20 protein-coding genes and 1 tRNA gene are annotated in these 22,519 nt (G+C 63.7%); 10 read left to right on the top strand and 11 right to left on the bottom strand.

The window, feature by feature from the left end; all coding sequences use genetic code 11:
* Nucleotides 1-270 precede the first annotated feature (270 nt).
* Nucleotides 271-696 carry a thioredoxin gene (gene trxA / locus NKJ34_RS04895; RefSeq protein WP_253737158.1) on the top strand — a complete coding sequence of 142 codons (426 nt, stop codon included), beginning with the start codon at nt 271-273 and terminating at the stop codon, nt 694-696.
* A gap of 124 nt (nt 697-820) precedes the next feature.
* Here the strand turns inward: trxA and NKJ34_RS04890 are convergent, their stop codons facing one another.
* Both NKJ34_RS04890 and NKJ34_RS04885 read right to left on the bottom strand, forming a co-directional pair.
* The gene (locus NKJ34_RS04890; protein ID WP_253737157.1) at nt 821-1,228 is read right to left on the bottom strand and encodes a DUF7475 family protein; all 408 of its coding nucleotides are present in this window, start codon (nt 1,226-1,228) and stop codon (nt 821-823) included.
* Nucleotides 1,229-1,466: 238 nt separating this feature from the next.
* Nucleotides 1,467-2,030, bottom strand: coding sequence for a DUF6789 family protein (locus NKJ34_RS04885; RefSeq protein ID WP_253737156.1), 564 nt, complete (start codon nt 2,028-2,030; stop codon nt 1,467-1,469).
* 290 nt (nt 2,031-2,320) lie between these two features.
* Here NKJ34_RS04885 and NKJ34_RS04880 point away from each other — a divergent pair, with 290 nt between their 5' ends.
* Together NKJ34_RS04880 and NKJ34_RS04875 are read left to right on the top strand one after the other, a co-directional pair.
* Nucleotides 2,321-2,830 carry a hypothetical protein gene (locus NKJ34_RS04880; RefSeq protein ID WP_253737155.1) on the top strand — a complete coding sequence of 170 codons (510 nt, stop codon included), beginning with the start codon at nt 2,321-2,323 and terminating at the stop codon, nt 2,828-2,830.
* Nucleotides 2,831-2,992: 162 nt separating this feature from the next.
* Complete coding sequence (locus NKJ34_RS04875; RefSeq protein WP_253737154.1) at nt 2,993-3,826, top strand: universal stress protein; 834 nt, start codon at nt 2,993-2,995, stop codon at nt 3,824-3,826.
* A 23-nt stretch (nt 3,827-3,849) separates the two neighbouring features.
* Here NKJ34_RS04875 and NKJ34_RS04870 read toward each other — a convergent pair whose 3' ends face one another.
* Together NKJ34_RS04870 and NKJ34_RS04865 are read right to left on the bottom strand one after the other, a co-directional pair.
* Nucleotides 3,850-4,944 carry a DNA topoisomerase IV subunit A gene (locus NKJ34_RS04870; protein ID WP_253737153.1) on the bottom strand — a complete coding sequence of 365 codons (1,095 nt, stop codon included), beginning with the start codon at nt 4,942-4,944 and terminating at the stop codon, nt 3,850-3,852.
* 1 nt (nt 4,945) lies between these two features.
* Nucleotides 4,946-7,366, bottom strand: a complete 2,421-nt coding sequence (locus NKJ34_RS04865) for a DNA topoisomerase VI subunit B (protein ID WP_253737152.1) — start codon at nt 7,364-7,366, stop codon at nt 4,946-4,948.
* A 358-nt stretch (nt 7,367-7,724) separates the two neighbouring features.
* On the opposite strand from NKJ34_RS04865, the gene gyrB reads away from it, so the two are divergent.
* Together gyrB and gyrA are read left to right on the top strand one after the other, a co-directional pair.
* Nucleotides 7,725-9,641 (top strand): DNA topoisomerase (ATP-hydrolyzing) subunit B, encoded by a 1,917-nt coding sequence (gene gyrB, locus NKJ34_RS04860; RefSeq protein WP_253737151.1) that lies wholly within the window; start codon nt 7,725-7,727, stop codon nt 9,639-9,641.
* Nucleotides 9,638-12,151 (top strand): DNA gyrase subunit A, encoded by a 2,514-nt coding sequence (gene gyrA, locus NKJ34_RS04855; RefSeq protein WP_253737150.1) that lies wholly within the window; start codon nt 9,638-9,640, stop codon nt 12,149-12,151. The genes gyrB and gyrA overlap by 4 nt, the downstream gene beginning before the upstream one ends.
* On the opposite strand, the gene NKJ34_RS04850 is transcribed toward gyrA, so the two are convergent.
* The 5 genes from NKJ34_RS04850 to pyk form a co-directional block, all read right to left on the bottom strand.
* Nucleotides 12,152-12,778: a winged helix-turn-helix transcriptional regulator gene (locus NKJ34_RS04850; protein ID WP_253737149.1), complete on the bottom strand. Its 627-nt coding sequence runs from the start codon at nt 12,776-12,778 to the stop codon at nt 12,152-12,154.
* A 149-nt stretch (nt 12,779-12,927) separates the two neighbouring features.
* On the bottom strand, nt 12,928-14,076 hold the full coding sequence (locus NKJ34_RS04845) for an SPFH domain-containing protein (RefSeq protein ID WP_253737148.1): 1,149 nt from the start codon (nt 14,074-14,076) through the stop codon (nt 12,928-12,930).
* Nucleotides 14,077-14,159: 83 nt separating this feature from the next.
* Nucleotides 14,160-14,774, bottom strand: a complete 615-nt coding sequence (locus NKJ34_RS04840) for an NfeD family protein (RefSeq protein ID WP_253737147.1) — start codon at nt 14,772-14,774, stop codon at nt 14,160-14,162.
* Between the two features lie 57 nt (nt 14,775-14,831).
* A complete protein-coding gene (locus tag NKJ34_RS04835) occupies nt 14,832-15,026 on the bottom strand; it encodes a DUF7312 domain-containing protein (protein WP_253737146.1) in 195 nt (64 codons plus the stop codon).
* A gap of 30 nt (nt 15,027-15,056) precedes the next feature.
* Nucleotides 15,057-16,811, bottom strand: a complete 1,755-nt coding sequence (gene pyk, locus NKJ34_RS04830; protein WP_253737145.1) for a pyruvate kinase — start codon at nt 16,809-16,811, stop codon at nt 15,057-15,059.
* 209 nt (nt 16,812-17,020) lie between these two features.
* Here pyk and larC point away from each other — a divergent pair, with 209 nt between their 5' ends.
* Nucleotides 17,021-18,316, top strand: coding sequence for a nickel pincer cofactor biosynthesis protein LarC (gene larC, locus NKJ34_RS04825; protein WP_253737144.1), 1,296 nt, complete (start codon nt 17,021-17,023; stop codon nt 18,314-18,316).
* Between the two features lie 17 nt (nt 18,317-18,333).
* Here larC and NKJ34_RS04820 read toward each other — a convergent pair whose 3' ends face one another.
* Nucleotides 18,334-18,831 (bottom strand): amphi-Trp domain-containing protein, encoded by a 498-nt coding sequence (locus tag NKJ34_RS04820; RefSeq protein WP_253737143.1) that lies wholly within the window; start codon nt 18,829-18,831, stop codon nt 18,334-18,336.
* A gap of 248 nt (nt 18,832-19,079) precedes the next feature.
* Here NKJ34_RS04820 and radB point away from each other — a divergent pair, with 248 nt between their 5' ends.
* The 4 genes from radB to NKJ34_RS04800 all read left to right on the top strand — a co-directional run bounded on the left by radB (nt 19,080) and on the right by NKJ34_RS04800 (nt 21,409).
* Nucleotides 19,080-19,772: a DNA repair and recombination protein RadB gene (gene radB / locus NKJ34_RS04815; protein ID WP_253737142.1), complete on the top strand. Its 693-nt coding sequence runs from the start codon at nt 19,080-19,082 to the stop codon at nt 19,770-19,772.
* 182 nt (nt 19,773-19,954) lie between these two features.
* A complete protein-coding gene (locus NKJ34_RS04810; protein ID WP_253737141.1) occupies nt 19,955-20,092 on the top strand; it encodes a hypothetical protein in 138 nt (45 codons plus the stop codon).
* Nucleotides 20,093-20,235: 143 nt separating this feature from the next.
* Nucleotides 20,236-20,319: transfer RNA gene (locus NKJ34_RS04805), tRNA-Leu, on the top strand.
* Nucleotides 20,320-20,476: 157 nt separating this feature from the next.
* Entirely contained in the window at nt 20,477-21,409 is a 933-nt protein-coding gene (locus tag NKJ34_RS04800; protein WP_253737140.1) for a hypothetical protein, read from the top strand.
* A 36-nt stretch (nt 21,410-21,445) separates the two neighbouring features.
* Here NKJ34_RS04800 and NKJ34_RS04795 read toward each other — a convergent pair whose 3' ends face one another.
* Complete coding sequence (locus tag NKJ34_RS04795; RefSeq protein WP_253737139.1) at nt 21,446-22,453, bottom strand: helix-turn-helix transcriptional regulator; 1,008 nt, start codon at nt 22,451-22,453, stop codon at nt 21,446-21,448.
* Nucleotides 22,454-22,519 lie beyond the last annotated feature (66 nt).

Below are 22,519 nucleotides of genomic sequence, written 5' to 3'. Positions count from 1 at the left end.
TAATATGTATCGTTGCCGCCCTACCGACCGATACTGGTTCCCGTTGGTGCCGCCGCCGACCACAACGGCCACCACAGGTACTGTCGACTTTGTATTGTAACCCAAGCACATAACTGCTGGCGTCGAATCCACGACATCACGGGGAGTACGCAACAACCACAGCACAGACCGTTCGCTTCCGTTCATCACCGCTCGCTCTCGGAGCAGTCACGCAACAGTATTGTACTCAAAAGACACAATTATAAAGTCCAGTCACGTATCGGTAGCCGTATGAGCGACGCCGATACCATCGAGGAAATCAAGGAGCGCCGACGCGAACAGCTGTTGGAGCAGCTCGGCACCGACAACGGTGCCGACGACGACTCGGCAGCCGGGGCACCCGACACGCCGATTCACATCGAGAGCGTCGACCACTTCTCCGAGGTCACGGAAAGTCACGACGTGGTGTTGGTCGACTTCTATGCCGACTGGTGTGGGCCCTGCCAGCAGCTCGAACCGATCGTCGAACAGGTCGCCGCCGAGACCGACGCCGCCGTCGCCAAGGTCGACATCGACCGCCTCCAGCCGCTGGCCCAGCAGTACGGCGTCCGTGGCGTGCCGACGATGGTCCTGTTCAGCGACGGCGAGGCCGTCGAACAGACCGTCGGCGTCAAACCCAAAGCCCAACTCACGACGCTGGTCGAGAACTACACCTGAGGCGGCCGCCGAACACGCCGATTCCCCGTAGTCGACCGCCGTTTTACTGGCCCAGTACTGTGTGAATAGTACACGATAGATCGGGCGTGTTCCGTCGGTCGACGCGCCCGATGCGGCATCCGTCTTACTCGGCAGTGCTACGGTACAGATAGATCGAAACGACCGCGAGGAGGGCCTCGGCGACCTTCGTGACGACGACGATCGGGTTGATCGATCCGTCCATGTAGAACGCCTCGATTCCCCAGCCGCGGAATGGGAACAGCGCGAGAATCGTCACCAGCGAGTACACCGCAGCCGCGAGGAACAGCCAGCGTCGCCAGAACTGCGTGAGATACAGTGCGGCTCCGCCGAGGAATCCCAGTCCGTTGAGCACGAACAGGACGGCGAGCACGACACTCATCTCGATGGCTCGTGTCGTCGCCACGAGGTGGATAATGCCCGTAATGAGGGCCATCAGTATCGCCACGTAGCCGACCGGATTGGACGGCCACTGAATGAGACTATCCGACTGCGTTGTTTGGTTTACACCCATACGCACACATCTGCTCGGTCCGATGAAAAGCGTCTGGTTTAGTTCTCGAATTCCACACGCCTTCCGGCAGGTTCGTTGCCAATCGAGAGGTCGACCCATTCGTCGTCGACCCGTCGCAGCCATTCGGGGAGCGCGGTGTCGAGGGGACGGCTCATTGAATTCGTTGTCGACCAACGGGCTGCCGACGTGCGTGGCCCGAGTGTTCCGGGAGATCGCCACCGATTTTCAGGGTATATGCTTACGCGTCGGGTTCGTAATCGTACTCGGTTTGGACGTTCTCGACCCCCTCGGTTCGGGAGCCGACCCACGCGCCGAGGGCGATACCGTAGACGAGATGGCCGGCGTGGAACAACGTGAGTTCGTCGGCATCGAGGCGGCTGTCCAGCAACCCCTCAAGGACGACCTGTGTCCCGAACACCGACAGTACCATGCCGAACACTGATCCCCAGACGATCCCCCGTTGTTCGGGTTCGATGGTGCGTTCCGCGGACAACAACGCGAACAGTCCGCCGAAGACGGCTCCGCCGCAGGTCTCATACAGGAGGTGCAACAGGAGGCCGATCACGGGATAGTCGCCGGTATCACCACAACCGATGTACCGTGCCCAGAAGTTCGTCGACGGCGGCAGCGACCGCATGATCGGGAGCCGAAAGGCAGTCATGATCAGTGTCGCCACGAACCCCGCTTGGAGGCCGCGAACCGCCGCGACCGCCGCATGAATCCCACGGGAACTCTCCGGCAACCGGTCGTCGTCCCGCGCGGTCCTGTGAAGTCGTCGTTCGATGGCGTCTTGGAGGCTCATCGGGGGTGGCTACCACGAACCGCCACCTAAGCCTTCTCGCCGACTCGGTCGACCGGTGGCCACAGGGTACCAATCCAGCCACAACAAATGGCACCGAGGCCCGCAATCGAACAGCGTCGACCGACCGAACGTTTGCTGGCCCGGCCCGAATGCTGTTTTGTCTCCAACAGCCGTATAACGAAACTCGATCTCCAACAGGGGGCCGAACACGCTATATCGTTTCTCGAACCACTTGACTGCAAGGCGGGTACCGAAGAAAGACTATGTGACCGGAAAGTAATATCCCATCTATGAGACAGTCGATAGCTGTCGGAATCGCGCTCGTGGTTTCGGCGGGTGTGCTGATGATGCCCGTCTATGGGCAGACTGCTCCGACTGGGACAACAGAGATCCGTTGTGATGGAACGCAGGCAACGGTTGATATCGAAACCGCTGTGTCACTCTTCGAATCGAATACCGATCAGATCCCGGGTGCGATCAAACCAGCCCTCTCATCGAACACGACTCATCTCCACATCGAGGGCGCAGAGACAACTGATTATACGGTGTCGACCGACGACGAGTTCACCGTTACGGGCATCGAAACCGGTGAGCCGTCCGATCCGGACGTTATCGTCGAAACGGATCGTGGAACCGCATGTGAATTAGCAACCGCTGATGATCCGGTTGGAACGTTCCAAACCGCATATGCGAACGATCGAATCGAGATCGAATCGACTGGAGTCGTCGGCGGTGCGGCGACCTATGTCGTCGATCGTGTGGTTGATACTGCCCAGACCATCGGTGATCTCATGGGTTAAATCGCCTGACAGAACCCCGATCCTTCTCGGTCCCAACGACCAACTGACTCCTCGATGACGACCCGATCGCTCGTAGATCCGACCGAACCCGTGGCCCAACCGTTGTAGAATTTCACCAATACTGCGACAACCCCTAACACATACCGCACCGAATCGTCTGGTATGCCCCGGGATGTGTTGATACCGACAGACGGCTCTCCACTCGCTGCCGACGCACTCGAACATGCCATCACTGCGTTTCCCGATGGGAACATCACGCTCCTGTACGTCATCGACTCCCGCTACACTGCGGCTACCGACGACGAGCTACAGCCGGAACGGAAATTTGCGGATCTACTCGCTACCGCCGAGCGCAACGAGATCGAGGTCGACACCGAGGTCCGTGTCGGCCACCCGAGTCGTGAGATCCTCCGCTTTACCGAGAACGCTGCTGTCGACGAAATCATCATGGGTAGTCATGGTCGGACGCTGCCTGCACGGGTCCTCTTGGGGAGCGTCGCCGAGCGCGTCCTTCGCCGAGCACCGGTACCGGTTACGATCGTCCACCCACACCAGCGGATCGGCACGACGCACCACGTCGTCGCCATCGACGGCTCCGAACAGTCACACAAAGCGCTCGAATACTCCCTTTCGGTCTTTCCAGACGTCGAGACTACGATTCTCCACGCGATCGACCCGATGGAAACCCACTACGGCGAGGGGCAGTTGATCCACTCCGAGGAGGCCTACGAACGGATCAAAACCGACGCCGAGGAGTTGCTGGCTGACGCGGAAGCGCTCGCCGAAGAACACGATGCCAACGTAACGTCGACAATTGCCGTCGAGTGGGGGCCGAACCGACCGGCGGACGCGATTCTCGACTACGTCGAGGACAACGACGTCGACCACGTGATTCTGGGGAGCCACGGTCGATCCGGTGTGTCACGAGTGCTCCTCGGCAGTGTCGCAGAAACTGTTGCGAGGCGATCACCGGCGCCAGTCACCGTCGTTCGATAGCGATACATCGATCGTCGACCGGGTCAGATAACGTCCATCGAGTCGAGCCGCTCGGGGAGATACGTCTCGGTGACGAAATCCAGCCCACGGGCTGCCAGTGCCTGCTGTTCGGCCTTCTTCCCGATGTCGAGTTGGAGTTCGATCTGCTCTTCCCAGTAGTCGGTCTGGTAGCGCGGATCGGTCAGTTCGGATTCGAGGGCATTGATATCCGAATCGGCCAGTGGATCGGTCGGCAGATCGTAGTCGACGATATCTTGCGGCTGGATGCCAATATACTCCGCTTCCGGCGTCGCCAGATACTCCGAGAGGTGGGCGGACTTGATCGACCCATATGCAACCGAGCCGTAGATGCGGTAGGACCACGGGTCACCGTCACAGAACACGGTGACGGGCAGGTCGAGTTCGTCGTGGAGGCGTTTGATGATCCGTCGCGTGGCACGGGCGGGCTGGCCCTTGAGGTGGACGACGAGACAGTTGTACTGCTCGTCGAACCCGTTTTCGATCAGCCGGTCGCGCATCCCGCCGGTCTCCACACAGAGGACGAAGTCGATGTCGTTGTCGAGGAACTCGATGGTATCGGGATTGTTCGGGATCTGATACCCACCCTCGCCGACGTCCTCCTGACAGTGGATCTCGCGTTCTCCACGGCGGGTCTGCTCGCGGATCTGCAGCGGGCCCATCAGCGTCGCGCCGGACTCCTCGGGCCGCATGTGGAAGTCCTCGCGGGTGACCCCCGAGACGATTTCGAGGTCCTCGATCAGCTGATTGGACTCGTCCTGATCGGAGAAGTGGGCCTCGGTGTTGTCCCACGATTCGGAGAGGTAGTAGAGCTCTCGCAGCGTAGAGGACCGGTCCTCGTCCAACTGTTGGGCGAGGAACTCGATGGTGTAGACGGCTTTCAGGAGCTTGCGCGCCCCCCGCACGGAGTTGGCCGACCGCGAGGAAGTGCGGTCGCCATAGACCCACACCCCGGAGTCTTTGTCGTACTCGATGTTGCTTTTGGTCCGGGTCGGCAGGGTCATCTCGGGGATTTGGCCGCCGGCGAACTGATCGTAGAACTCGGCGGCGAGGTCGATGAGCTGTTCTCGGGCTCGCTCTTCGTTGGTTTGTGTGCTCATGTTAGGCGTTGAGGGTTAGTTTCTCGTCTTCGATCCCGTCGACCGTGATCTCGAAATCGGCCTCACCGTCGACCGAATAGCTGATCTCGCTTTCCTCGCCGGCCGAGACGGCGGGCGACCACTGGACGTACCATTCGCCGTCGAGGTCGACGACGGTCGCATCGCCGTTGAGATCCTGCGGTTCGACGCTGACGATCTCGGTGATTTCGGGGGTCTCGCTCCGGTCGGAGTAGTTTTCCACCGACAGCGTCACCGTCCCGTCGTCGACCTCGCGGTCGATACAGAGGTTGTTCATAATCCGGCCCATCGCCCCCTCGATGTTGGGTCGTTCTCGCCCCGTGACCTCGGCGACCTTGTCGGCCATCTCCGGGAGGATCCGACTGAGGACGTCCTGTTTCTGTTGGCGCTTCTGGAGCGAGCGCTGCTTGTTGAGGTAGGATTTGAGCTCGCGGGCGGCCTCGCGGATCGCCAGCTCGATCTCGTCTTCGATCGCCGGGATGTTCGCCAGCGCATCCTTCGACTCGCTGGTGAAGGGAACGTTTGTCGAGGCGACGTGGACCATAATGACTGCGGGGCCGTTGGGGATCCCGCTACCGCCGGGCTGGTCGAGCCGGTAGTTCCGCCAGCCGATGCCCTTGACGACGTCGGTGATGGCACACGCTCCCTGCTGGTAGACCAGCGGGACGCGGTTGGCGAACCGGAGGAGGTCGACTTTGCCTTCCGATGTGAGTTCGCCGCCGTAGGCGATCCCGGCCTCGACAATGAAGGGGTCGCCGCCATGGACGTCCGCGTCGCGCGTCGCGGCGGCATAGAAGTCGGCGTCATACTCCTTTTTCAGCCCTGCCTCGACCAGTTCGGCCGTGATCGGCGACAGACAGTCGGTCGGCGGCGCGAGGATGTTGGTCTCCCGCATCGCCTCCAGCAGTTCGCTGGCGGTATCGCGGCTGTCGGCGATCTCGCGGACCTTCGGCGGGTCGTCCGGCACCGTCCGTGAGACCTTCCACAGTGCCTCGATGATGTTCTCGCGGGCGGTGTCGCCGACGGTCACGTCGTCGTACTCGACGGTCGCGTCGGCCGCGTCGTCGACCAGCCCTTCTAGCTCCGTGTGCGTCAGCCGGAAGGCCGCCCCCTCGCGGTTGCCGAGTCGCCGGGCGATCCGCTCGGCCAGCGCCTGCACCGTCGCGTCGTCCTTGCGGGTGCTCGTGGCCTCGTCGACCAGCGTGTAGATCGCTGGCGTGAGGTGGTCCCGGCCGTCCTCGGCGTCCGGCTCGAAGGCGGTGAGTTCGCCCCACGCGGCGTCGACCGCTTTCTCGCGGACCGTCGAGCCGAAGGTGCGACCGGTGTCGGCGGCGACGCTTTCGGCAACGTTGTCGACGATCTCGCGGAGTTCGAAGCGGGCCGTTCGCTCGCGGGAGGCCAGCACCGATTCGACCTCGCTTGCGAACGATGCGGTGGCGTCTGCGCCCTTGTTCGAGACCGCCTCGGTGACTGCCGCCTCGATGTCGACGTCGAGGGAGGGTGTCGGCCACGAGACCTCTCGGCCGTAGTGACGGTCACGGAACGCATCGAGCACCTTGGAGGCGGTCTTCTTGCCGACGCGGGTGAACTCCTCCTGCAAGAAGCCGGAGATCGAGTAGGATTCGGTCGCCGCCAGCATCTTCAACAGCGTCCCGAGTTCGACCCCGTGGGGGTGCGGGCGGATCTCGCTGGTCTCGGCGGGCAGTTGGTCGGTCCCCCGCTCGAACTTCAGGGGTTCGTCGAGTCCGGGCTCACGGAGTTCAATGCGGGCGTGGGGGTTGACGACCGCCGTGTGTTTGATGTAGTCGTGGAGCTGCTGGCGGGCCCGCATATTGGCCTCCATCTCCAACTCGATCCGAGTCCCGTGAGTTCGGTCCCACGTGGTCGACTCGGAGGCCCGGATTTCGGGCTCGTTGGTGTCGGTGTCGATGATCAGCTCGAAGTACTCGGCCTGCTCGGCTTCCTGTGTCCGGCTCGTGATCTTGGCGGGCTTGCCGCTGGTCAGTTGGGAGTAGAGGACGGCCGCCGAGATCCCGATCCCCTGTTGGCCGCGGGACTGTTCGCGGGCGTGGAACCGCGAGCCATACAGTAGTTTCCCGAAGACCTTGGGGAGCTGTTCTTTGGTGATACCGGGCCCGTTGTCCTCAATGATGAGTCGGTAGTAGTCGCCGACCTCGGCGATCTCGACGTAGATGTCGGGGCGGAAGCCGGCCTCCTCGGTCGCGTCGAGGGCGTTGTCGACGGCCTCCTTGACAGCCGTCACGAGCCCCCGGGCGCCCGAGTCGAAGCCGAGCATGTGTTTGTTCTTCTCGAAGAACTCGGCGATGGAGATCTCCCGTTGGCCCTTGGCCAACTCTTCGGCGATCCCCTCGTCGGCACCGAGTTCCGCCTGAAATGACGTCATTCTATGACCCTCTTTTCGACGGAGGGATTAAAACGTGTTTGCCATGCTGGCCGCGAAACCGACCGCCGAGACGGCGTCGACCGCGACCCCCTCGCGCCGGCTTGACACCCCGGTGTTGGCCGGGGAAACAGCCACCTGTCGACTACGACCCGCCGCACCACCGGGTGGACTGTCGCCCGCGGACTGCCGGCGGTCGCCGCGGTCCCGACCCGGCTTCGTTTCACCTGCCAGCCGTAGCGAGCAAACACACGTTGTCGATCTCGAAACTTTTGTTCGCCCGTCCGAAACCCTGTATTGATACCGCGCCCGCGCGTGCGAGGCCTTTATGCCACGGGAACGACTAGGAGAGTTTAGTTCTATGTCAGGCGAAAACGAATACGGGGCCGGACAGATACAGGTTCTCGAAGGCCTCGAGGCCGTCCGGAAACGCCCGGCGATGTATATCGGGTCGACCGACGGCCGCGGACTCCACCATCTCGTCTACGAGGTCGTCGACAACGCTATCGACGAGGCGTTGGCCGGCTACTGTGACCACATCGAGGTGACGATCCACGACGACGGCTCGGTGTCGGTCTCGGATGACGGCCGTGGGATCCCGGTCGACACACACGAACAGTACGACCGCCCCGCCGTCGAAGTCATCATGACGGTGCTCCACGCCGGCGGCAAGTTCGACAACAAGTCCTACCAGGTCTCCGGCGGGCTACACGGCGTCGGCGTGTCGGTGGTCAACGCGCTCTCGAAGGAACTGGCCGTCGAGGTCAAGCGTGACGGCCACCTCTGGACTCACCGCTTCGACCACGGCGAACCCGACGAGTCGGCATTCGAGCGCGTCCGACCGCTGGAGGCCGACGAGGAGACCGGGTCGACGATCCGGTTTTGGCCCGACGACGAGATCTTCGAGACGATCGATTTCACCTACTCGACGTTGGCCAACCGGCTCCGGGAACTCGCGTTCCTCAACTCCGGGGTCGCCATCGAACTCGTCGACGAGCGCTCCGACGAGAGCGAGCAGTTCCGCTACGAGGGCGGGATCCGGGAGTTCGTCGGCTACCTCAACGAGACCCGGACACCGATCCACGAGGACGTCATCTACTTCGACGACGAGGCCGACGACATTCAGGTCGAGATCGCCATTCAAGCGACCGACGAGCTACAGGGGTCGATCCACGCCTTCGCCAACAACATCAACACCCGCGAGGGCGGGACCCACCTCACCGGGTTCAAGACGGCACTGACCCGCGTGGTCAACGATTACGCCGACGATCGCGACCTCGTCTCGGATCTCGACGAGAACCTCAAAGGCGAGGACGTCCGCGAGGGACTGACGGCAGTCATCTCGATCAAACACCCGGACCCGCAGTTCGAAGGCCAGACCAAGACCAAACTCGGCAACAGCGAAGTCCGGGGGATCGTCGAAAGTGCGACCCACCAACACCTCAGGACCTACCTCGAAGAACACCCCGACACCGGAAAAGCGGTCGTCGACAAGGCCGCCGAGGCCGCTCGCGCCCGGAAGGCCGCCAAGAAGGCCGAGGAGCTCACCCGCCGGAAGAGCGCCCTCGAATCCACCGCCCTACCGGGCAAGCTCGCCGACTGTCAGACTCGCGATCCCACCGACAGCGAGCTGTTCGTCGTCGAGGGTGATTCGGCGGGCGGCTCGGCGAAACAGGGACGGGACCGCCACAATCAGGCGATCCTCCCGCTCAAGGGCAAGATCCTCAACGTCGAGAAACACCGGCTCGACCGGATTCTCGAAAACGACGAGATCCGGGCGCTGATCACCGCGATCGGCGCTGGTATCGGCGAGGAGTTCGACATCGACGAGGCCCGCTACCACAAGATCATCCTGATGACCGACGCCGACGTCGACGGCGCGCACATCCGGACCCTGTTGCTGACCCTGCTGTACCGCCACATGAAGCCGCTGATCGAGGCGGGCTACGTGTATGCGGCCCAGCCGCCGCTGTACCGCGTGCGGTACCGTGGCAACACCTACGACGCGATGACCGAGGCCGAACGCGACGAGATCGTCGCCGAGAAATGTAACGGCAACCCCACGCAGGTCCAGCGGTTCAAGGGACTCGGCGAGATGAACCCCGACCAGTTGTGGGAGACGACGATGGATCCCGACAACCGCATTCTCAAGCGGATCACAATCGAGGACGCCGCCGCCGCTGACCGGATGTTCTCGATTCTGATGGGGGATGCGGTCGAACCGCGGAAGCAGTTCATCAAGGAACACGCCACCGAAGCCGAATGGGTTGATATATGAGCGCAGACATACCCGACGAACCCGACGTTGCAGCCGCCCGTATCGACACCGCCCGGATCGAAGACGAGATGGAGCAGTCGTATATCGACTACGCCATGTCGGTCATCGCCGGCCGCGCACTGCCCGACGTTCGTGACGGCCTCAAGCCCGTCCACCGCCGGATCCTCTATGCCATGCACGAGGCAGGGGTCTCCTCGGGGTCGACCCACCGCAAGAGTTCCTCGATCGTCGGCGAGACGATGGGTGACTACCACCCCCACGGCGACAGCGCGATCTACGACACCCTCGCCCGGATGGCCCAAGACTTTTCGATGCGCTACCCGCTCGTCGACGGGCAGGGGAATTTTGGATCTGTTGACGGCGATCCGCCGGCCGCCATGCGGTACACGGAGGCCCGGATGGCCCCGATGGCCGAGGAGTTGCTCGCCGACATCGAGGCCGATACCGTCGACTTCAGTGCGAACTACGACGACCGCCTCGAAGAACCCGAGGTCCTGCCGTCGGCGTTCCCCAACCTGCTGGTCAACGGCTCTTCCGGGATCGCCGTCGGAATGTCGACCAACATCCCACCGCACAACCTCGGCGAAGTAGTCGACGCCACGGTTCATCTGATCAACAACCCCGAAGCGACCGTCGAGGACCTGATGGACCACGTCAAGGGCCCGGACTTCCCGACCGGCGCGAACATCGTCGGCCGCGGGGGGATCCACAGCGCCTACAAGACCGGCCGGGGGCGGGTCCGGGTACGGGCCGAGTTCGAGACCCACGAGGAGGACGGTCGGATCGTCATCACCGAACTCCCCTTCCAGGAAAACAAATCCCGACTCGTCGAGCGCATCGCCGACGATGTCAACGAGGGCAAACTAGAGGGGATCCGGGACTTGCGGGACGAGTCCGACCGCGACGGGATTCGGGTCGTCATCGATCTCAAGCGGGATGCGATGGTCGACGTGGTCAAAAACCAACTCCTCGAAAGCCATCTCGAACGCACCTTCGGCGTCATCAATCTCGCCTTGGTCGATGGCTCGCCGCAGGTGCTCACCCTCCGGGAGACGATTAAACACTACCTCGACCACCGCCGGGAGGTCGTCCGGCGGCGCTCGCAGTTCGAACTCGACGAGGCCGAAGACCGGGCCCACATCCTTGAGGGGCGGTTGACCGCCCTCGATAACGTCGACGCGGTCGTCGAGACGATCCAAGACGCCGCGGACCGCGACGCCGCCAAGGCTGCCCTCCGCGAGCAGTTCGGCTTCTCGGCCGATCAGGTCGACCACATCGTCGCCATGCAACTCGGCTCGCTGACCTCGATGGAGGCCCAGGAGATCGAAGCCGAGTACGAGAAGGTACAGGCCCGCATCGAGCGGTTGACCGAGATCCTCGAAAACGAGTCGGAACTGCTCGGCGTCATCGAAGACGAACTCCTCGACATCAAGGACGAGTACGCCGACGACCGTCGGACCTCGATCGTCGAGGACACCGGCACCGTCGCCCACGAGGACCTGATCCCCGAGGAGGAGTCGGTGATCGTCATGTCCGACGACGACTACATCAAGCGCATGCCGCTGTCGACGTTCAGCGCGCAAAACCGCGGTGGCAAAGGGATCATTGGCACCGATCTCAAGGAGGGAGATGCGGTGTCGTCGGTGTTCGTGGCCAACACCCACGACTACCTGCTGTGTTTTACCAACCACGGCCAGATCTACACGCTTCGGGGGTTCCAGATCCCCGAGATGAGCCGGACGGCCCGCGGCAAGTCGGCGGTCAACCTGCTCGATCTCGACGACGAGGAAGAACTGACCGCGGTCGTCAACATGGACGACATCGCAAGCGAGGAGATCGACGGCGACCGCTTCCTGACGATGGTGACACGGGACGGCTACATCAAACGCACCTCGGTCGACGAGTTCCAGAACATCCGGTCGACTGGGATTCGCGCGATCCGACTCGAAGACGGCGACAAGTTGGTCGACGTCGAAGTCACCGACGGCGACCGGACGCTCGTCGTCGCCACCGCCGGCGGGATGACCATCCGCTTCGACGAAGACGACGTGCGGGCGATGGGCCGCAGCGCCCGGGGGGTCCGGGGGATCGATCTTCAGGACGACGACACGGTCGCGGGCGTCGCCGGCGTCGACGTCGACCGGCACAGTTGGGTGCTGACCGTCACCGAACACGGCTACGGCAAGCGCTCGGATATCGAGGACTATCGGGTGCAGTCCCGCAACGGCAAGGGGCTCATCGACATCAAGACGGCGGGTCGGAACGGCGACGTCTGTGCGATGGAGACAGTCGGCCCGGGCGACCACCTGCTGGTAATGAGCGAGGCCGGCCAGATCATGCGCACGCCTGTCGAGGGGATCTCGATCGTCGGCCGCAACACGATGGGTGTCATCGTCATGGAACTCGACGACGGCGACCGGGTCGCCTGTCTCGACGTGATCCCACGGGAGAACGTGACAGACGCCTCCGAAGCCGACGTCGACCTCTCGGCTGCGCCCGACGACGAGTAGTCAGGCGCGGTCGACCCGGATGAGGTCGTCGGCTCTCGCGGCGAAGTCGACGGCATCCGGGCCGAAGGAGTTCGCATACCTGAGCAACAGCATCAGCACGGTCTCGGGTTCGGCGACGACGTACTGCTCCGAGCGGTCCAGCAGGCCGGCGGCTTCGAGGTCGCCCGCGTAGGTGCTGACGGTCGCCCGGGAGACCGACAGTCGATCGGCGAGTTCGCTTCCCGTCTCCGCTGGCGATTCGAGCAGTTCGATCACCATGCGGCGGGGGGTCTCCCGCCGAAGGTAGCCGAGAGCGGTCCGCTCGAACTCGGAGAACTGCCCGGCCGGGAAGAACCGTCGGTACTCGCCGTCCCGGCGGGCCTCGACGGCCTCCGCATCGATCAACGCCCGAAGGTGGTGTTGGGTCTCGCCCGTTCCGAGCTTGAGATCGTCCCGGAGTTTCGAGAAGTGTGCGCCGGGTGTGGTCGACAGATACCCCCGGATCGCGTCGGGGACCTCGCTGCGGGAGGCCGACTCCTCGCCGCTTCCCTCGGCACCGCTGGCGAGGCCGGCGAACGGGGCGGTCGCGCCGAGGGCGGCGAACCGCCGAAGTGTCGTCCGTTTTCGTTCGTCGACCGGATCTCCCATTACCCGTCCGTAGGCGACATCCACACTAAAAGTACTTCGACCCTAATTCGTTCTGACGGGCTGGTAGGGGCCGGCTACTGTCGTGTTTTCGGCCGACTACTGTCGGTGTACATACCGACAGGCAGCGAGTGGCGACCGGTAGTGACCGACTACTGTTCGGTCTCGGTCTCGCGTTCGCGGCCGCCGTCGGCCGAGGGCTCGGATTCGGTGAGCGTCTCCTCGTCGATGACCTCCTCGGCACCCTTGATGTTCGCGTCGCCGGCTTTGACCTGTTCGGCCTCCTGTTCGAGCTGTTCGATGTCCATCTCGGCGGCCTGATCGATCTCGCCGAGAATCTCGTCGATGTCGTCGAGACCGAGCATCTTCCGGCTCTCCTCGTCGAACTCTTTTCCTTCGAGCCTTTCGGATTCCTGGACGTCGCTGCCGGTGAGCGTCTTGCCGTACCGACCCACCAGCGAGGTGAGTTCCTGCGGGAGGATGAACGTCGACGAGTCGCCCTGACCGATGGATTCGAGGGTTTCCATGCCGCGTTCGATGATGGCGCGCTCGCCCATCGCCTCGGCGGATTTCGCGCGCAGCACGGTCGAAATCGCATCCCCCTGTGCTTCGAGGATCTGGCTCTGTTTTTCACCCTGGGCGCGGATGATGTTGGACTGTTTGTCACCTTCGGCCTTCTCGACGGCACTGCGCCGTTCACCTTGGGCTTCGAGGATCATCGCGCGTCGACGGCGCTCGGCGGAGGTCTGTTGTTCCATCGCCTGCTGGACGTCCTTCGAGGGGTTGACCTCCCGTACTTCGACGCTCTCGACACGGATCCCCCACTCGTCGGTGGGTTCGTCGAGTTCGGTCCGGATCTTCGAGTTGATCTGCTGGCGCTTGTTCAGCGTATCGTCGAGTTCCATGTCACCCAGCACGGCCCGCAAGGTAGTCTGGGCGAGGTTCGAGACCGCCTTCTTGTAGTCGTCGACCTCGAGGAAGGCCTTCTTGGCGTCCATGACCTTGATGTAGACGACCGCGTCGGCCGTGACAGGGGAGTTGTCACGGGTGATCGCCTCCTGCCGCGGCACGTCCAGCGTCTGGGTTCGCATGTCGAACGGATAGGTCCGGGAGACGAACGGCGGGATGATGTTGAACCCCGGTTCGAGCAGTTTGCGGTACTCCCCGAAGACGGTCAACGCCTCCTTCTCGTAGGCGTCGACGATCTCGACGGTCTGCCAGACCACGATAATGGCGAAAAACAGGAACAGCAGCCCGACGGCCGTGAACGTCAGCGCGCCCTGTAGTACGAGTGGTTCCATACCAGTTTTTGGACTGACAGGGGCATAAGGGTTGGCTTCAGTATTTCATTCAGACACGTAGAGATAAATATAAATACGAACAGCTACCGTTCGCGCTCGCGTTCTGCGGCGTCGGGCTGGCGTTCGATGAACTCTTCGGCGGCCGATTCGTCCTGTTGGGGCGGCGACTCGGCCTCGGCGCGGCCGCGGGCCAACTCACGGTCGATGTCGTCTTCGATGATCGACAGCGCCTCGACGGTGACGACGTTCCCTCCTCCGGGGTCGACGACCATCACGTCGGTGCCTTCGGGGATCTCGGTGTCGAGCGCGCGGGCCGAGTAGTAGGGGTTGAAGCCACCACCTTGGAGTTTGACCTCACCACCCGATGGGGTGACCCGTTCGGTGACCCGACCGGTTTTGCCCTGCAGCGCCCCGGAGTCACGCGTCTGCTGTTGGCCCTTCCCGCCGTAGAAGTCGAACTCGTTGTACAGGTAGAAGCCGATCCCGCCGAACAGCAGGACCAGCAGTCCGAGGACGAAGGGATTGAGGACGATCAGTGGGCTCAAAAGCAGGCCAGCGAGGCCAGCACCCAGCAGGCCGATCCCGACGACGATGAAGTTCGCTCCGGGGGCCAGCGCCTCGACCAGCGAGATCAACAGCCCGGCCGTCACGAGCAACAGGGGGAGTGTCTCCGGGCTCACGAGGTCCAACTGGAGCATAACCACCTGTAGGTGTTCGATCCGTTTAACGCTTGCATGCCGGGGATGCGGTGGCAGCTAGAGAGCGGTCGCGATGAGCCCGACGGTGAGTGCGATCCCGAGGCCGACGAAGACGGCGTGTTCCACCGAGATCGGCTCGGGTTCGATAGGATCGGGCTCCGGTTCGTCGACCTCGGCCTCGGGGCCGACGTCGTCGATGCCGAACCGCCACTCGTGGTCGTCGTCCGACTGGGATTCGGGGCCCTGACTCATACCGGAGACAGGGTCGCCGCACACATAGGCCTACCGTCTGGGTGTTCGGCGGACGTCCCCTTCGAAGACGATCCCGCGTTCGGCGTCGACGCTGATTGTTTCACCCTCGTCGATCCGCTCGGGTATCGTCGCGCCGCTGAGCATCGGGATCCCGAGTTCGCGGGCGACAACTGCCGGGTAGCCGGTCATCCCCTCGCGGCTGTCGACGATACCGCCGATCTTCTCGATGTCGCCGGTGAACTCGCCGTCGAAGTCGGTCGGCAGCGAGACGATCGCTCCCTCGGTGACCGCCGAGAGGTCGCCGTCGTCGAGCCGGGCCAGTGGCCCGGCCACCCGGCCGCCGACGATCTGCTTGCCGGTGGCGATCTGTTCGGCGGCGACGTGGACCTTCAGCATGTTGGTCGTCTGTGACCGTTCGAGGTTCGACATCATGCCGGAGATGGCAACGACGGTGTCGCCGCTCTCGGCGGCTCCGGCGTCGATCGCCTTCTGTACGCTCCCTTCGAGGATCGTCTCGACGTTCTCCTTGTACTCGCAGTACCGCGGAATAACTCCCCAGACGAGTGCCAGCTCGCGGCGCACTCTGTCGTTGGGTGTCGTGGCGAGGATCGGGACCTGTGGGCGGAACTTGGCGGTCTTCCGGGCGGTGTAGCCGGACTCGCTGGCGGCGACCACCGCGGAGGCCCCGATGTCGCGGGCCAGATAGCGTGCCGACCGTGCCAGTGCCTCGGTCCGCGACTGGTCGGTGGCCGTCGGCACGCGCTGTTCGATGCTCTCGGCGTACTCGTCGGTCTCCTCGACACCTTCGACGATATTGGCCATCGTCTCGACGACCCGAACCGGATGGTCGCCGATAGCGGTCTCCCCGGAGAGCATGACGGCGTCGGTGCCGTCGAGGACGGCGTTGGCCACGTCGGAGGCCTCCGCGCGGGTCGGCCGCCGGGAGTGGACCATCGAGTCGAGCATCTCCGTCGCCGTGATGACGGGGACGCCGGCGTCGACACTCGTTTTGATGATGCGTTTCTGGATGACCGGGACGTCTTCCAGCGGGCACTCGACGCCGAGGTCGCCGCGGGCGACCATCACGCCGTCGGCGGCGCTGACGATCTCTTTGAGGTTCTCGACCGCACCGGCGCGTTCGATCTTGGCGATGACGGGGATCTCGCCGCCGCCGAACTCGTCGAGCTTGTCGACGATCTTGTAGACGTCCTCGGCGTCCCGGACGAACGAGGCCGCGACGAAGTCCGCGCCCTTGTCGGCCGCAAGCTGGAGTTCCGCGCGGTCGGCCTCGGTGATGAGTTCGATATCGAGGTCGACGCCGGGGATGTTGACGCCTTTGCGGCTCTGGAGCTTGCCGCCGGAGATGATCTCGGCGACGACTTCCTCGCCGTCGACGCGCTCGACGGTGGCCTCGATGCGACCGTCGTCGAGCAGGATGGTGTCACCGGGCTCGCACTCGGCGATCGAGACGGTCAGGCCAACGAACTCCGGCGTCGAGGTGTCGCCCTCGGCGAAGACGACCTCCGAGCCGGTCTCCAGCATGACCGGCGAGTCGATCTCGGCGGTTCGGACCTCCGGTCCCTTGAGGTCGACCATGGCCGCCAGCGGCTCGGTCAGTTCGGCGTCGACCTCACGAATGCGGTCGATCACCGTCGCGCGGTGCTCGGTCGAGCCGTGGCTGGCATTGAGACGGGCGACAGACATCCCGGCCTCGGCGAGCGAACGAATAGTCTCGGTGTCGCTCGACGCTGGACCGAGTGTACAGACGATTTTCGCGTTTCTCATGCCCCGAAGTTGGCAAGACGAGTTAAAAAAGCCCCACGATACGAACGGTTACTAGTTTCGGTTTGTGTATGTTTCTCACGATGGGCGTCTGCTCCCCCGGTCGAGGGATCGCGTCTCGGAGCGATCGTCGACCGAGAGTAGTCACTGCATACTAAAGAATCAGGACCCGAAATCGGACTCGTTTTTGACTGGCGGGGCGAACGCTACCTATGCGAACGCTCGCGTTCGACGGCCGACTGGGTGCCAGTGGCGATATGATTCTCGGCGCGCTGTTGGCGGCCGGTGCCGACCGATCGGCGCTCGATCCCGTCGAGTCCGCCCTCCCCGTCGAGTACGTAGTCGAGGAGACAATAACAAACGGGATCGCCGCGACAACGGTCGACGTCGTCGTCACCGACGACGGTGGTGACGGGAGAGAGGCCGCAGACGGGACGGTCGACAACGACGACGATCAGGGTCATACTCACGATCACGACCATGATCATAATCACGACCGGAAGGCGGAGGGGCGCGGCCCCCACCGGAACTACGAGACGGTCGTCGACATCGTCGAGGGGATGGGCCTCCCCGAGGCGGTCGAAACCACTGCCCTCGGGGCGTTTCGGCGACTCGGGGAGGCCGAGGCGGCAGTCCACGGCGAATCCCTCGAGGAGATCCACTTCCATGAGGTCGGTGCGGACGACGCCATCGCCGACATCGTCGGGGCGGCGCTGCTCGTTGCGGATCTCGACGTCGACCGGATCGTCACCACGCCGGTATCGGTCGGCGGCGGCCAGCAGGCGATGGGCCACGGCACCTACCCGATCCCCGCGCCGGCGGTCGTCGAGATCGCCGAGACGGCCGACTGGCCGATCCGGGGCGGGCCGATCGAGGCCGAACTCTTGACCCCGACCGGGGCGGCGATCCTCGCCGAGATCGCCACCGGCGTCGACACGCTGCCGGCGCTGTCGGTCACGGCCTCGGGCTACGGGGCTGGCGACCGCTCCTTCGAGAGCTATCCCAACGTCCTCCGGTCGACTGTCGGTGACGACGGCCAGCGGCTCGACCGGGAGTCGATCACGGTTTTGGAGACGAACCTCGACGACGCCCCGCCGGAACTGCTCGGCGGGCTCCAGGAGACGCTGGCCGACGCGGGTGCCCGTGACGTGTCGATCCTCCCGGCGACGATGAAGAAATCCAGACCGGGCCACCTCGTCAAAGTAATCTGTAAGCCCGAGGACGCCGAGCGCGTCGCCCATCGGCTGGCGCTGGAGACCGGAACGCTGGGCGTCCGCGAACACGGCGCGGGCCACCGCTGGACCGCCGATCGACGGATCGAGACAGTCGACCTCACGGTCGATGGCACCAACTACGCCATCGACGTGAAAGTAGCCAGCACGACCGACGGCGAGGTCTACGATGTGAGCGCCGAATACGACGACGCGGCCGCGGTCGCGGCCGAGACGGGTCGACCGATCGGCGAACTTATGCGCCGGGCGGAAGCGGCGCTCGAAGACGGATACTAACTCGTGTTAGGCACTGCCTACTGGTGTTCGTCCGTCGCCTGACTACTCTCGTCGTCTTCGGCGGCGTCGACTTCGCTCCGGCCCTCCGGCGGGTCCGGTGGCTCCATCTCCGCGTCACTGCCGGCCTCGCCTTCCTCGTTGTGGGCTTCGGCCTCGTCGCTGGCTGCGGGCTCTTGGCCGCCTTCGGGTTCGTCGACCGACTCGTCGATCGTCTCTTGTTCGTGTTCAGTTTCACCGCCGATTTCGAGAACCGCCTCCTCGGCGGTCTCTTCTTCCTCGGTCGACCACTCGATCTCGAACTCGACCTCGTACTCGGTTCCCTCCTCTTCGGTTTCGCTTTCGACTTCGAGTTCGAACTCCGCGGTCTCGGGGACCGACAGGCTCACCTCGTTTTTGTCCGTGCTGAACGTGACCGAGCCGTCGGCTTCGAGCTGTTCGGCGAACTGGTGGAAGTACGATGCAATCGTTGTCCTGTCATGGGATCCCTCGATCGACAGCAGTGTTTCTTCGGTCATGCGTTCCGGCTTCGCTCGCGGACCGTATCAGTCTATTTGCGGCCGAACGTACCAGTCAGCACCACGAGTTACAATTGCCCGAAGAGTCGGTCGTCGACCACCGTTAGGGCTGCCCGAATGGTCCGTCGTCGACCACTCACCATCGGCGGGATTGCCGAGCCTGTCGTGCCCGCTGGCAGTTGGTGGGACGACCCCTCCGACTGCCCGAGACCGAGGGGCTTTTGCGCCGACCAGTCGACTGGCCGACTGTGAGCGAGCCAGTTTCGACCGGCTGTGGGGCACTCGACGAGCTGTTGGGCGGCGGCTTCGAGCGCGGGACCGTCTCCCAGCTCTACGGCCCGCCGGCGGCGGGCAAAACCAACGTCGCGCTCTCGGCGGCAGTCGGTGTCGCCGCCGACGGCGGGCAGGCCCTCTATATCGATACTGAAGGACTGTCGGTCGACCGGTTTCGCCAGCTGATCGAGACGAGTGCCGGCGAACCCGTCGAGACGGTCGCCTCACGGCTCATCATCACCGATGCCGTCGACTTCGACGAACAGCAGGAAGCCGTCAGGGACGCCGCGGAGTTCGCCGAGCAGGTCGACCTCATCGTGCTGGATAGCGCGACGGGCTTCTACCGGCTCCAGCGCGGCGAGGACGAACAGGGCGGCGACTCCCTCCGAGCCGTGGCTCGACAGGTCACCCAACTGCTGTCGCTGGCGCGAAAACACGACATCGCGGTCGTCGTCACCAATCAGGTGTTCACCGACCCCGACAGCGACCGGACGCGCGCCCTCGGCGGCCACACGCTGGAACACTGGACAGGCGTCGTCCTCAGACTCGACCGGTTCCGCGGCGGCAACCGCCGGGCCACACTCGAAAAACACCGGTCGAAAGCCGCCGGCGAACAGACGACCTTCGAGATCACCGACGCGGGGATCGTCGACGGCGAACTGCCCTAACCCGTTCAATACCCCTCTATTGTTGGTGGCGCAGTTTTACTACCCGGTCGTGTCTACTGGACACCGTCGTGACTGACGATACCACAGACGAGTCACAACAGGACACGCGGAGTATCGAGGGGTCGGGGCAAATAGATCCATCCCTTCGAATTGATAAATACTATCATGGATCACACAGTGTCTTGGTGCTGCTAATCTTGGCTGCGGTCGTCCATCTCTCCGGCGACTACTCGCTGGTCGTCACGGGGAGCATCCTTGCTCTCGCGGTCTGTATTTCGCTGCTTATCTTTCCGTACCACGTCCTCCGCGATGCGTGGTAACCACGAAGCCTCCGACTGGTATCGGCGTCCCTGTGCGCTAATGGGTCTGATCGCTGGATGTCACCGACGAGTCGACCACGAAGTCTTTATTAACGGCGGTCACAGAAACCGGATGAGGACCCGCAGGACGATTGGCACTGCGTGCGAGGGTAGCCAAGCCCGGAAACGGCGGCGGATTCAAGCTCCGCTCCTGTAGAGGTCCGTGGGTTCAAATCCCTCCCCTCGCACTGGCAACAGTGCGGAAGACCGCTCTTGGAGCGTTCTTCCCTCGCAAACTTACCGACACTGACCGAGTAGCGACAGCGCCCGTGGATAGCAGTATGAACCGACTAACTATCCGATAGTAACATTGATTCTTTTATATTTGTAATACACGTACCTAGTATGGACCGTCGGAAATACCTCGCGGTAGGCGGGACGGTAGCTGTCGCCGGATGTCTCGGGTTCTTTGAGGGCGACTCGGAGGCCGACGCCGATTCGGAGGCGGACACCGATCCCGACGGTGAGCAGTCGACCGGCGGCTCGGTATCGAATACCGAACCGGAGCCGACCGAGGAAGCGTCCGACGACGGAAGCGAAGACGGGGGGAGCGAAGACGAGGGATCGCCGGACGACGCGATCGAGCTGGAGCGTGCGCTCGCGCGCGCCGAACGCCAGTATCGCCGCGGGCTGGCTGAGTATGCCGGGGCGGTCGATATCGAGGACGCGACGTTTCTTCACGTCTACCCGAGTACCGATGTGGAGACGAACAACGCACGGGCGTATCTCGATCGAGCCGGCGAGATCCTCTGGGAGGACGCCCGCGACTACGCCAACACCGAGGCCGACCGCGAGCGCGTCCGGGAGTACCGAACCTACGACGACCGGATCGGCGATCTCGCGCGGATCCAGCGGTTCATCCACCGGGTCTACAGCTACATCGATTCGACCGACAAGCGGACGCTCTACGCCAGCGCCCCCTCGGAACTCGAGAAGGCGAGACGTCACCACGAGGATCTCGGCGAGGTGATGGAAGAACTTGAGGTCTACATGGACGAACTCCAAGTGAAATACGACCAGCAGGCGTGGCAGCTCACGCTCCTCGAGCGGATGTTTGCCGGTCTCGTGACTTCCAAAGGAGCCCACAAGCTACGGAAGCGGTCGGTGCGGGAACTGGGAGCCGCCAGAGACGAATTCGAGCAGGTCAGAGACGAACTCGACGACCCCACATCGGCCCCACCGGAAGACTACACCGACGAGCCGTTCCTCGAACTCGCGACCGACTGGTACGAACTGCTCGACCGGGCCTATCGACAGCGGTCGGCGTCGGGTGGCTGAGCCGGCCGTCGACCGCCGGCACGGGTGGCGGGCAGATTATTCGGTATCGTTGTCGTCGGTCCACGAGGGGTTGATATCCGGCGGTTCGTGGCCGCGGAGACAGACGAGGTTCTCACGACCCAGTCGAATACGGGTGATCCGGTCGTCGTCCTCCATCGACGAGAGCAGCCGGCTGACCTTCGATTTCGACCACTCGGTGGCCTCGACGATCTGAGACTGTTTGAGCCGGCCATCGTGGGCCGATAGCAGCCGACGGACCCGCTCTTCGTCCCGGATCGGTGGCTCGAATGACCGGTCGGCTGTCGGGTCGACCGGCTCGTCGGCGTCCTCGTGGTCGGATCGGAGGCCGAGTGCTTCGAGTGCCATCACGAACCGGCCCGCTACGAGCATGAGGCCGACGACGCCGACCACGATCGAGCCGATCGTAACGGCCGCGATCCAGTAGGGTGTCGCGGGGTTCCGCGGACCGGTGCCCAGCATGACCTCGATCCCGTCGGTGATGCCGTCGTCGTCGGTGTCGGCGCGGGCGGGGTGGGTGCCGAGTTCGATCTCGCGTTCGTTCGTCAGCCCGTTGCCCGCGAGGTCGCCGTCCTTTTCGATGATGTACACCGGGAGGTGTGCACGGTCGGTGGGTTCGCCGTTGGTGGTCCGGCCGGAGTAGATCTCGACAGCCAGCGTCGTCTCGCCGGTGATGTTCTCGGGCCACTCCGGCCGGGAGAGGGTGACGCTTGTCGGCTCGTCAGCGTCGACGGCGGTCCACTGACAGCCCAGCGGCTCCTCGACCGTCCCGTCGTCGACCTCCGAGAGACAGACCGTGTGAGTCTCGTCGTTATCGGCGGAGAACGTGACCGTCACGGCGTAGGGGCTGTACTGCCAGAGGTAGGTCTCGGATTCGTTTTCGAGGGCGACCCCCGAGCCGTGCTGTTCGACGACCAACCCGGGGGTCGACTGTTGGCCGGCGACACTGCCGGCGCTCAGACAGACCGCCAGCAGGACGACTAGCAGTCCGGTCAGCAGCGCGTGGAGGGCTACCCTAGAGGACATGGGGCTGGAACCGGGGAACGATTGGACAACGTGTGTACAGCCATTTCGCTGTGAGGGAGAAGTAGC

The organism is Halohasta salina, assembly GCF_024178165.1.
Lineage (GTDB): Archaea > Halobacteriota > Halobacteria > Halobacteriales > Haloferacaceae > Halohasta > Halohasta salina.
Note: the sequence above shows the minus strand (reverse complement) of the source record. Positions and strands in the feature narration are given on the sequence as shown.